Here is a 12,779-nt window from a genome sequence, read left to right as displayed (position 1 = left end):
CCTTGACCCCAAACCAATTACAACGAATAATCTGTTTATTGTAACGATGTCGCTGACATCGTTACAATAAATAGATAAAACTTTTCTATGCCTTAGCGAAATAGAAAAGTTTTATACTATAACGGAAAATATAATCTATATTACATCTTCCCCTTATTAATTTTCCTCTGATGCACCGACAGCATCGCCAACCATGTCGGCAGCCTCACTCCTAAGACCTGTGAAAGCTTTGTCTGCAACATCCTTTGTTGAACAGCAGGCATCAACAACCCCATCAAGCGATGAAAGAAGTTGCTGCATGTACTTGCTTACGCTCTCACACTCCTTCTTAACATTTGAACGGAGCATATATACTTCTGTCTGTGCCTGAGTCTTGATGCTCTCTGCTTCCTTCTCGGCATTTTCTACCTGAACCTTACACTCATAATCTGTCTTGGCCTTGAGAGCCTGTGCATCTTCATGAGCACTGTTTCTAAGTCTTTCGCTCTCTGAATATGCCTGTTCCTTCATGGCATTACAACTGCTTTCTGTCTTGGCATACATTGCCTTGCACTTACTGTCTGTATCTGCCTCGATACCTCTGCACTTCTCTGTAGTTTCACGATCTAGTGCCTCACACTTTGCTGTTGTCTCTGCTTCCATATCCTCACACTTTTTCTTGGTATGGGCAACAAGTGCATCCGCACTCTCTCTTGCCTCAAGAAGTGTTCTTGAAATGGATTCATATCTCTTAGCCGAATCAAACTCTCTCTGCTTGTAAGCATCAACCTGTTCCTTGAGAGATTCCATCTCTGCCTCAAGTTCTGCGTTTTTCTCCTTAAGAGTATCTATTGTCTTTCCTGACTCTGATATGTTCAACTCTCTCATATTCTTAAGACTAAGAACTGCCTCCGAGAGCTTGTTGACATTTGCCTTAAGCTCTTCAACCTCTTTCTCGTGAGAAGCCTTAAGATCTTCTATATAATAATCAACGGAAGCCTTATCATAGCCTCCAAACTTCACTGTCTTGAATGTCTCCACAGCTCCTGCGTTCTCTTCATCGTAATTCTTTGCCATCTCTAAATTACCTCCGTGTATAGACTGATTATTTACACTCCACTGTAATGCACATTATATCACAACATATATGCTTTTGCACTTCATTTTTGTTTTTTAGTTGCAAAAAAAAGAATTTATGCTATATTGTAACTTGATTGCATTTTTTAATAAACTATACAGATGATTTTTCACAGATTGTGCGCCCTGACGCACAGCCCTGGAGGTACAGATATATGAAGATAATTTTTAAAAGATCACTTATACTTGCGCTTACGCTGACCATGGTTCTATCCATGTGCGGCTGCAGAAGTCTCAGAAAAAAAGTAGCATATAAAGAGTATGTAGAAAACATAATGGATGTAAACTTCAAGGGAAATTTCAACAAATACATAAAGGACGATAACGGGAACGAATCTGACGCATTAAGCATGTATGAGGATTGTGCTTCAAATCTGGGCTCACAGCTTTTAAAACACTATTCGGCATCCAATGTTTCCTCGGTAACCGTATCCGAAAGATTCACGGCCCTTGCCAAGGAAATATACAAGCACAGTAAATTCACTGTTTCAGAAGCCTATGCCGATGGGGACAACTATTATGTTGATGTGGAGATAACTCCTATGAACCTCCTTAATCAGGCCCACGGTGATGTCGTTGAATATATAAACAAATTCAATGACGATGTTGAGAATGGCATGTACAGCAATTCAACCACCACTGAATACGAAGAAGCATTTGCTATGGGACTTGCAGATATCCTTGAGTCCCATGCGGCAGAAATGAAATATGGCGATCCTGTAAAATTAAAGGTTCTTATAGACGACAACGGAAAATATTACTCCATATCATCAGACAGTATTGTAGATATAGAAAATTCAATGTTTGTATTGGAGGACGGTTCTGAAGAAACCGACACAGAATCCGACACTTCCTCGGAGGCTGATACAACGGCAGATACAGGCAGCGACGAAGCACAGTAATAACAGTAATAACAGCAATAACTAAAAAAGAGACATGTGATTTCCACATGTCTCTTTCTTGTTATGGCAGCAAGGCTTCCCAGAGCTTACTTCTCCTTAAATGTGAACTCCTCGTTTGCAAGTTTAAATCTGCTTCCGTCAATAAGCATCATATCTGTACCACTGTTTATAATCTTACCGCCAAGGTATGTATGGTTGGTAGACTTGTTATCTCTCAGGTAGTACACACCATTTACATTTATTATGTATGCATGTCTTCTACTTACTGAATTGTTGTCAGTAACCTGATAATCAACGCCCTGCGCAGACTTTCCTATACAGAATATAGGCTTGTCAATCCTTATCCTCTCACCTGTTCTCGTTCTGATGATGACCGGTCCCGACTTCTTGCCGGAAGCACTCGTAAGAACTGTAGTTGATGTTACATCTGAATCATCATCTACTCCAAATCCAATATCATTCATTGAATAATCCTTAACCTCCTTGGCAAGCTTGAAGGATGGCTGTGAAGCCTGTTGTTCTGCTGCTGCCTTAAGGTCAGCCTCATATTGTTCTACCGATAATGGACTCTTGCCTTCCTGTAAGAATGTATCCTCAATAACGGAATGTGCAGCTGCGTTATTTCTGATTCCAACAACATACTTGTAGAAATCAGACAAATAAAATATCTTATTATGATCAAAATATTTTATAATCTCATAAGCGCAGTCTGATGCCTCTTTATTGGCAAATGTAAGTCTGCCAATAAAGTCTCTTACAAATTTGCCCATGTTACACTTATCCATTTCCTTATCAATAGGCAGATAAATAAGCTGTACGCTCATGTCATCAAGATTAATGTACATGTAACCAATACTCAGAATAACCTTACCTATAGGAAGGTCGTTTGCCTTAATATACATAAGCTGGTCAACAATACTGAAGAATATTGCCACAAGCTCATCTCTGTGAATTTTTTTTGTAATAAACTGTTCCATGGTAAGCATGGCAGGTATAGAATATTTAAGTGTCTTTTGACCATCTATATATTCCTGATGACAGAAACAATTATTACCCACAAATGACGAATTATAAATCTCCATTTCATTTCTGAGAATATCAATATCATCCTCAATCTTGAAATAAAGCTTATATTCATCACACAAATATGCCTTTTCCGCGCTCATAAGTATCCTCCCAATTTGCTCTATCACCGCAGAAATCTATTCTACGGTTACGGATTTTGCAAGGTTACGCGGCTTATCCACGTCAAGCCCCTTTGCATCCGAAGTGTAATACGCAATAAGCTGAAGTATCACCGCAGTGGCAAACACCGAGAACAGATTATCCTGCTTTGGTATCCTTATGTGCTTATCACATACTGTCTTGTCATCAACCTTATCATCCATACTGATAAGGATGACATATGCCCCTCTGGCCTTAACCTCTCTGATATTGGAAATCATCTTTCCATATACAGCCTCCTGTGTAGCCAAGGCTATAACCGGAACATTCTCTGTAATAAGAGCTATAGTTCCGTGTTTAAGCTCACCTGCGGCATAAGCCTCAGCATGAACATATGAAATCTCTTTAAGCTTCAGTGCCCCTTCAAGTGAAAGTGTATAATCAATTCCCCTTCCGATAAAGAAAGCGTCCGGTGCCATTTTTATGTAATTGGCGACTTCCTTAACTCTGTCGGCCTGCTTAAGTGTCTCTTCAATAACCGGAATCACACTCAGAAGAGATGCAATGAACTGTCTTGCTTTCTCTTCAGTGTATATCCCCTTAACAAGACCAATCCTGCAGCCTATGAGATACATGGCAGCCATCTGTACCGAATACGCCTTTGTACTCGCAACCGCAATCTCCGGGCCTGCGTGTGTATAAAGAACATAATCACTCTCTCTTGCAATGGTAGAGCCCTTTACATTGACCACTGACAAGACCTTCGAACCACATCTCTTGGCAAGTCTTAATGCCTCAAGAGTATCAATGGTCTCACCTGACTGTGATGTCACAATGACCAGAGTCTTATCATCAATCAATGGTTCCTTATACCTGAATTCTGATGCAATCTCTACATTTACCGGTATTTTAAGTTCCGCCTCTATCATTGCCTTGCCCACGATGCCGGCATGCATTGCTGTGCCACACGCCACTACTGTAATATTGGTACAGTTCTTAAACACCTCATCGTCTATTCCATCCTCAGTAAAATCAGGAAGTCCATCCACAACTCTAGGGGTAATGGTATTTCTGAGTGAATCAGGCTGTTCGTAGATCTCCTTTAGCATGTAATGAGGAAAGCCACCCTTCTGGGCAGCCTCTATATCCCATGTGATCTCCAACATCTGTGGCTTCACTACATTGCCCTTCATATCTTCAACCTTAATGCCTTCTTCTGTCATAGTGAGTATGTGATACTCAGGCACAACAAAGTATTCCTTCGAAAAAGAAATTATAGCTGTGAGATCGGATGCTATTATAGATCCCTTCTCACTTGATGCAGCCACCATAGGACTTACATTTCTCACTGCATATATCTTTCCCGGATGATCCGCGAACATTATGCACAATGCAAACGATCCCGATATGATATTTACAGCTTTTTTTATGGTCTTCACCGGATCACCGTCATACAGCTTATCAAGAAGTGCTGCCACGACCTCCGTATCCGTCTCGGATACAAGCATGTCTGCGAGGCCATATTCTCTTATTATATCGTAGTAATTCTCAATTATTCCGTTATGGATGATTGCTACCTTTCCACACTTATGTGGGTGGGCATTAATATCGGTAACTCCTCCGTGAGTAGCCCATCTTGTATGTCCGATACCACAGGTAGAGGTATATTCCCTATCACTGCACATTGCTCTGAGTTCGTCAACTCTTCCTGCTTTTTTTCTTATGGTAAGAGTATCATCATCATTTAAGAGTGCTATACCCGCACTGTCATAGCCCCTGTACTCAAGTCTTGCCAGACCATCAATAAGGATATCTTTAGCCGGAAGACTTCCTGTAAAGCCTATGATTCCACACATATATTATTCTCCCTTCGGAAACCTGGATTTTAGTATTAAGTCATGATAAGTACCTGCCGGAGCACTGTCCTACAGCTACTTATAGATACTTGTATATTATCATATCCCCGGTTTTAAATCAATTAATATAAACAACAAACCTTAGCTGATAAATGATCCGCCCGGAAGATTTTTCTCTGTAGTCAGAAGTGAAAGGTTACCCTCTGTATCCTCTGCACACAGTAACATTCCCTCTGAGATAACCCCTGCAAGCTTGCAAGGCTTAAGGTTCACAACAGCAACAACTCTCTTGCCCACCATCTCATCAGGACTGTAAAATCCCTTTATTCCTGAAACGATCTGCTTGTAATTGTTCTCACCGAACTTAACTCTTGAGCAGAGAAGCTTTCTTGAGTTGGGAACCTCGTCACACTCAACGATCTCACCGATCATAAGCTGCATCTTCTGGAATTCTTCTATAGATATCTCTGTCTTATCCATAACAGAAGGATCGTTCTTAAGGGCTGCAACCTTAGCCTCAGCCATCTGTACCTTCTTATGCTCGGCAGAGTTCTTCTTCTCTTCCTTCTTCTCTCTTGCTTCCTCGTAGAAGTTCTTCTCAACCTTTGGTGCAAACTTCTCCACCTCAGCCATAAGCTCCTTAACATCTATTCTTGCGAATAAGATCTCAGGCTTTTCTGTAACCTTATTTCCCGATGGATAGAGACCAAACTCACCAAGCTCTGTAACCTTACGCTTTACGGCATTTAACTGGTTAAGGATCTTCACTGATGTATCAGGCATAAACGGCTCAAGGAGTGAAGCACCGATAACGATGCTCTCCACAAGATTGTATAAAACTGTGTTAAGTCTGTCTGCCTTGTCCTCTTCCTTTGCAAGGGCCCATGGCATTGTCTCATCTATATATTTGTTACATCTCTTGAAAAGGGTAAATATCTCTGAGATAGCATCGGCAACCTTAAGCTTGTCCATGCACTCGGCAACCTTAAGCCTGCAGTCAAGGACAACCTTCTTAAGATCATCATCAACAGACTCATTTACCTTTTTATTTGTCACAACTCCGTCAAAATACTTATTTGACATGGAGATAGTTCTGTTTACAAGGTTTCCGAGAGTATTTGCAAGCTCTGAATTAACACGCTCTGCAACAAGCTCCCATGAGATAACCCCATCATTGTCAAATGGCATTTCGTGGAGCACGAAAAATCTTACAGCATCAACTCCGAAGAATCTTACCATGTCATCTGCGTACATAACATTTCCCTTTGACTTACTCATCTTACCATCACTCTGGATAAGCCATGGATGTCCGAATATCTGCTTTGGAAGCGGAAGATCCAGTGCCATAAGCATGATAGGCCAGTAAATGGTATGGAATCTTAATATATCCTTACCTATGAGATGAAGGTCTGCAGGCCAGTATCTGTCAAACTTGGCGTCATTGTGTCCGTCAACGTCATAACCAAGACCTGTTATATAATTCGAAAGAGCGTCTATCCATACATACACAACATGCTTAGGATCGAAGTCAACCGGTATTCCCCACTTGAATGATGTTCTTGAAACGCAGAGGTCCTGAAGGCCCGGCTTTAAGAAGTTATTTACCATCTCATTCTTTCTTGACTCAGGCTGGATGAATTCAGGATGCTGCTCTATATGCTTAAGGAGCTTATCCTGATACTTGCTCATCTTGAAGAAATATGCTTCCTCCTTCGCCTTCTCAACGGGTCTGCCACAGTCAGGGCACTTACCGTCAACAAGCTGGCTCTCCGTGAAAAATGACTCACATGGGGTACAGTAAAGTCCTTCGTACTCACTCTTGTATATATCCCCCTTATCGTAAAGCTTCTTGAATATCTTCTGAACCTGAAGCTCATGGTCAGGATCAGTTGTTCTGATGAACTTATCGTAAGAAGTGTTCATAAGATCCCAGATATCCTTAATCTGTCCCGACACATCATCTACGAACTGTTTTGGTGTCTGCATGTTCTCAAATGCCTTGTTCTCGATCTTCTGACCATGCTCATCAGTACCTGTCTGAAATCTTACATCATATCCTGTAAATCTTTTGTATCTTGCGATGCTGTCTGCCAACACGATCTCGTATGTGTTTCCTATATGAGGCTTACCTGATGCATAAGCAATCGCAGTAGTAATATAATACGGTTTTTTTGCCATTACAAAAACCCTCCTTCAATAAACTACAAACACTAATGAAATGTTTGCGTACATACAAGATAGTATATTACTTTCCCCAATAACCGTCAATGAAAAACAACCATCCAGATCACGCCAATACTTATAATACTTATTGTGAAATATGCTGTATACCCGTACAATTATGACGGTTTATCAAAAAAATCGTGCCACACTTATTGATATATGCTATAATAAGATTAACTATGGCATTCACATCACTATTTTTTTAAAGGAAGGCGAACTACAATGTACACGATCGATTTTAACAATCCAATAAGAGTACATTTTATTGGAATAGGCGGAATCAGCATGAGCGGTCTCGCAGAAATATTAATCAAGGAGGGCTTCAAGGTCACAGGTTCAGACATGAAAGCATCCGAAATAACAAATGAATTATCCGAAATGGGGGCACTGATCAACATAGGTCAGTACGCCAGCAACATCAATGACAATATAGATCTTGTTATATATACAGCAGCTATCAGACAGGACAACGAGGAATTCCAGGCAGCAAAGAACGCCGGTATTCCGATGCTCACCAGAGCACAGCTCCTTGGTCAGATCATGGCAAATTACAAATATTCCGTCGCCGTAAGCGGAACCCACGGCAAGACAACAACCACCTCAATGCTCTCTCTCATAATGATGGAGGGAGATACAGACCCTACTATATCAGTTGGTGGTATGATAGATGCTATCGGCGGAAACATCCGCGTAGGCTCATCAGAATATTTTGTCACCGAAGCATGTGAATACACCAACAGCTTCCATGCCTTCAAGCCGTACATCAGCCTAATACTTAATGTAGATGCCGACCATCTGGATTTCTTCAGCGGAATAGAGGAGATTGCCGAATCATTCCACACCTTTGCAACCAAGACTCCGAAGGAAGGTCTTGTTATAGTAAACGGTGACATGAAGTACTACGATACTGTTGTCCGCGATCTTTCCTGCCGTGTACTGACCTTCGGCGAAAGTGAAGATAACAACTACACAGCAAAGAATATAACCTTCGACAGCTTTGGGCATCCTACATATACTCTTGTTAAGGACGGCGTTGAGATCACAGAGATCAAGCTCAAGGTATTCGGCAGGCACAACGTATACAATTCACTGGCTGCAATTGCCGCAGCAGAGGAGCTGGGAATTTCCATGGACGCCATCAAAGCAGGACTTCTTGCATGTGTTGGTGCCAAGAGAAGATTCCAGTATAAAGGAACCATCCTTGATAATGTAAAGGTAATGGACGATTATGCTCATCACCCAACAGAGATAGCCGCTACTATCTCCGCTGCCAAAATGACCGACTATAATGAGCTTTGGGTTGTATTTCAGCCACACACCTACACCAGAACCTATGCCCTGTTAAATGACTTCGCTGCTGCCCTTAAGGAGTGCGACCATGTTATAGTGGCTGACATATATGCCGCCCGTGAGAAGGATACAGGTCTTGTGTCATCATCAGAGCTGGCAGACAAGATTGCAGCATACGGAACCGACGCTTTCTATCTGCCTACATTTGTGGACATAGAAAACTACCTTTTAAAAAATCTGAAAAAAAATGACTTGTTGATAACCATGGGTGCCGGAAACGTTGATTCTATCGGCAATGATCTCATAAAAAAATAATTATCAACACTTTCCACATAGCCGGGTTAGAGAAATATCTTTCCCGGCTTTTTTATTTGTGTTGACATAACATTTTACCTAAAATTTACAAAATCCCACAGAATCAATGTTATCAGGACATTTATTTTCTCAATGTTTATTATGTTGACGCCTTACCCACATTATCAACATTTTCCACACGCTATCCTCTTTTCCCAACCAATCAGTTGTTCGGCTTGCATTTTAAAAAACTCGTGCTATAATTCATTTGCACTTGAGATAAGTGCTCTCAAAATCATGTATTTGAGGAGTATTTTTAAGGAGTTTTTAAAATGGGATATATAACAATTTCAGCAAAAAATAGAGAAACATATTCCTCAATATCCAATTTTTTTATTGACTATTACATGACAGACGCCAATGGGGATTTCGTAAAGATATACCTGTATCTTGTGAGGCTCATGTCCTCATCGGGGCCAGTGGCGGTTTCAGATATAGCAGATCATTTTAATTTTACCGAAAAGGATATATGCCGTGCCATAAAGTACTGGATATCAAAGGGTGTTATGGAGCTTATTTACGCCCCATCGGGAGAACCTACAGGTATAAACCTGCTGCCTTTAAGTGAACCGGATACCGGTCTTTCTTCTGAATTTGACGGCGATGTGGATTTCCTTGTATCCATTCCTAAGCCGGACAAAACAGCGGCAGTCTCAGTAAACGACCTGACAGTTTCAGCAAGCACCGGAACAACTTCCGGTCATGATCAGACAGCCCCATCAAATAATATGGCGGTTTCGCGAAATCCTGTCCAGGTATCATCAAATCCGCCTGATGGCAACGGCACGACAGCTTCAAGGGAGCTTCCTGCAAAGGCAGCTTTTTCACCTGAACTTGCTGCCAAGGCAGAGGAGGATTCTGCCTTCAGTGACATTCTTTTCTTCACAGAGACATACCTTGGGAAGACCCTCTCATCGAGAGATATAGAATCATTGATATACATACATGACCAATTAGGCTTTTCAGCAGAGATCATACAATTTTTAGAAGAGCACCTGGTCAGCAGTGGTATAAAGAGCATACAATACTTTGAAGACGTTGCTGTTACCTGGTATAATGAGAATGTCAAAACCCTTGACGATGCCAAAAGAGCTGCCACAAAACACAATCCTCTTTACAAGGCAGTCTTTAATGAACTGGGCATAAGGAACCGATATCCGGGCTCTGCCGAGATAGCATTTATGGATTCATGGCAATCAGAGCTTCATTTTGACGTCACTATAATAAAGGAAGCCTGCAAGCGCGGAGTTCTTAATAATCCTACCTCGGTGAATTTCGCATACATAGACGGAATACTCCGAAACTGGTACAAGAATGGTGTACAGGGACTGAAGGATATAGAGGAGTTAGACAGAAAGCACAAAGCAAGAACCGTTAATAACGGTACGAACAGCTACAAGGTCAAGGCAAATTCCTTCAATACATTCTCCAAGCGGGATTCTTCAAAGGATGATATTGATGAGCTTGAAGAGCTTTTCCTTAAGGAAGTAAATTCGTAAAGTATATTAAACAGGCATAGAACATATATGATGTGCATACGAAAATATGTTTAGCAGGCATAGATGAGATAAACTCACATTTTACAGGATCGGGGATTTATTTTGAAGAACGTAAATTATGACAATATTCTCTCCTACTACCAGAGGAAGAGGATCGACAATATGAACGAAACAGACCGCCGTAGGTCAGAGGTATATGCCGCCATCCCAAGAATCAGGGAGATAGATGAAGAGATTGCTTCATCAAGCCTTTCCCTTGCCAGGAAGCGTATACTCTCAAAGAGCAGCTCCGACTCGGATAAAGACGATGTACATCGTCACAACAAGGAGCTGTTGGCGGAAAAGAAGGTCCTTTTAAAAAATTCGGCTTTTGCAGAGGACTATCTTGATCCTATATATGAATGCAAGCTGTGTCGTGATACAGGCTATGTTGACAACCATCCATGTTCCTGTATGAGACAAAAAATCATCAACGAACAGTACGAACAATCCACTATCGGTAAAATTTTATCTAAAGAAAACTTTGACACATTCTCTCTGGGATATTATAGTAATGAGGGTGATGGCATTCATTCCAACACCCCATACGAAAATGCAGCCAATATTCTTAAAAAATGTAAGAGTATTGTGGATAACTTTGACACGCGTAAGAACGGCATCCTGATATACGGCAATACAGGTACGGGAAAAACCTTCCTGTCAAACTGCATGGCGAAGGCTCTCTTGGATAAAGGCTATACGGTTCTTTACCTGTCATCAATAGAATTATTTGACAATACCCTCTCAGAAGTGATTATAAATAATAACCGGAGTTCTGAGAACAGAGACAGATATAATTATATTTTCAACTGCGATTTCTTAATAATTGACGACCTGGGCACTGAATGCACCAACTCATTTGTCCAGTCCCAGTTATTTGAAATAATAAAAAACAGATACAACAAAGGTCTGTCAACAATGATATCTACCAATCTGACCATACGGCAGATGCAGGAAAGATACACTGACAGGATCCTGTCCAGGATTGTAGACAGCTTTTCAGTATTCAATCTCTATGGAGATGATATCAGACACATCAAGAGAAAAAAGCTTGTGTAGTCTTATATCAAACCAGTAAATTCATAATACGGAGGATTATATCATGCCAGACGACAGCAAATTAGAAACCATACCTGTGGGAAGTCTTGGAATTGTAGCACACAAGAGCTGCACAAAGCTTGGTGAAAAAGTTGACCATTATCTGGTCAAGTGGAGAGCAAACAGAAAGAACGAAAACAAATCCACTATAGTATTTCATGGCTACGAGAAAGATACCTATCTTATTGACACTGCATGTCCAAGATTTGGTTCAGGCGAAGCCAAGGGTGTTATAAATGAATCTGTCAGAGGAAAAGATATCTACGTTATGGTAGATGTAGGTAATTATAGCTGCACATACCAGATGGCAGGTCAGCCCCAGAGAATGTCTCCTGATGATCACTATGCCGACCTCAAGAGAATACTTTCTGCCATGACTGACAAGCCTAGAAAGATCACAGTTATCATGCCATTCCTTTACGAGAGCCGCCAGCACAAAAGGTCTTCAAGAGAATCCCTCGACTGTGCAGTAATGCTTCAGGAGCTTAAGCAGTACGGTGTTGACAACATCATCACCTTTGATGCCCACGATCCACGAGTAGTCAATGCCATTCCTAGATCAGGCTTTGAGAACGTAAAGCCAACCTACCAGTTTATCAAGACCCTCTTAAGAACAACTCCTGATCTGGAGATAGACAACGATCATATGATGGTTATTTCACCTGATGAGGGAGCTATGCACAGAGCTATCTACTTTGCAAACCTCTTAGGTGTTGACGTAGGTATGTTCTACAAGAGAAGAGACTACACTAAGGTCGTAGATGGCAGAAACCCTATTGTTGCCCATGAGTTCCTGGGTGACTCTGTTGAAGGTAAGGACGTAGTTATTATAGATGACATGATCGCTTCAGGCGAAAGCATGATTGATGTTGCAAGACAGCTTAAGGAGAGAAAGGCAAGACGTGTATTTGCCGTTGCCACCTTTGGTCTGTTTACCAAGGGACTTGAGGTATTTGACAAGTGCTATGAGGAGGGTCTCATTGACAAGGTTATCACAACTAACCTTACTTACCAGCTTCCTGAGCTTTTCGAGAAGAAATGGTATGAGTCAGCAGATATGAGCAAGTACATTGCTCTTATTATTGACCACCTTAACCATGACGCTTCTCTTTCAGATCTTCTTGATCCGTCTGAGAGAATAAATGCACGTATTGCGGAGTACAAAACCCGCCATACTATTTCAGATAATTACGAGTATTAAATCTTATTTTTATGTAAAAATCAAAAACGCCCTCATT

The 12,779-nt window shown here is 41.2% G+C and carries 9 protein-coding genes; 5 read left to right on the top strand and 4 right to left on the bottom strand.

The features are described 5' to 3' along the window. Positions 1-156: 156 nt before the first annotated feature. Positions 157-1,056, bottom strand: a complete 900-nt coding sequence (locus tag DXB54_RS02530; RefSeq protein WP_021938494.1) for a hypothetical protein — start codon at positions 1,054-1,056, stop codon at positions 157-159. A 215-nt stretch (positions 1,057-1,271) separates the two neighbouring features. Between DXB54_RS02530 and DXB54_RS02525 the strand changes: the two genes are divergently transcribed. Beyond that, a complete protein-coding gene (locus tag DXB54_RS02525) occupies positions 1,272-2,018 on the top strand; it encodes a hypothetical protein (RefSeq protein WP_118694137.1) in 747 nt (248 codons plus the stop codon). Positions 2,019-2,104: 86 nt separating this feature from the next. Here the strand turns inward: DXB54_RS02525 and DXB54_RS02520 are convergent, their stop codons facing one another. From DXB54_RS02520 to metG, 3 genes are all read right to left on the bottom strand, one after another. Beyond that, complete coding sequence (locus DXB54_RS02520) at positions 2,105-3,184, bottom strand: DUF6382 domain-containing protein (protein WP_021938492.1); 1,080 nt, start codon at positions 3,182-3,184, stop codon at positions 2,105-2,107. Between the two features lie 36 nt (positions 3,185-3,220). Beyond that, entirely contained in the window at positions 3,221-5,038 is a 1,818-nt protein-coding gene (glmS, locus tag DXB54_RS02515; RefSeq protein WP_021938491.1) for a glutamine--fructose-6-phosphate transaminase (isomerizing), read from the bottom strand. A 141-nt stretch (positions 5,039-5,179) separates the two neighbouring features. Then, on the bottom strand, positions 5,180-7,216 hold the full coding sequence (gene metG / locus DXB54_RS02510) for a methionine--tRNA ligase (RefSeq protein ID WP_021938490.1): 2,037 nt from the start codon (positions 7,214-7,216) through the stop codon (positions 5,180-5,182). Positions 7,217-7,483: 267 nt separating this feature from the next. Between metG and murC the strand changes: the two genes are divergently transcribed. From murC to DXB54_RS02490, 4 genes are all read left to right on the top strand, one after another. Then, on the top strand, positions 7,484-8,866 hold the full coding sequence (gene murC, locus DXB54_RS02505; protein ID WP_021938489.1) for a UDP-N-acetylmuramate--L-alanine ligase: 1,383 nt from the start codon (positions 7,484-7,486) through the stop codon (positions 8,864-8,866). 311 nt (positions 8,867-9,177) lie between these two features. Beyond that, a complete protein-coding gene (locus tag DXB54_RS02500; RefSeq protein WP_118694136.1) occupies positions 9,178-10,404 on the top strand; it encodes a DnaD domain protein in 1,227 nt (408 codons plus the stop codon). Positions 10,405-10,506: 102 nt separating this feature from the next. Further along, the gene (locus DXB54_RS02495; RefSeq protein ID WP_118694135.1) at positions 10,507-11,502 is read left to right on the top strand and encodes an ATP-binding protein; all 996 of its coding nucleotides are present in this window, start codon (positions 10,507-10,509) and stop codon (positions 11,500-11,502) included. Positions 11,503-11,545: 43 nt separating this feature from the next. Beyond that, complete coding sequence (locus DXB54_RS02490; RefSeq protein WP_021938486.1) at positions 11,546-12,742, top strand: ribose-phosphate pyrophosphokinase; 1,197 nt, start codon at positions 11,546-11,548, stop codon at positions 12,740-12,742. The last annotated feature ends 37 nt before the right edge of the window (positions 12,743-12,779 follow it).

This window comes from Coprococcus sp. OM04-5BH (assembly GCF_003482105.1).
Taxonomy (GTDB): Bacteria; Bacillota; Clostridia; order Lachnospirales; family Lachnospiraceae; genus Coprococcus.
This window is presented reverse-complemented; position numbering and strand designations above follow the sequence as displayed.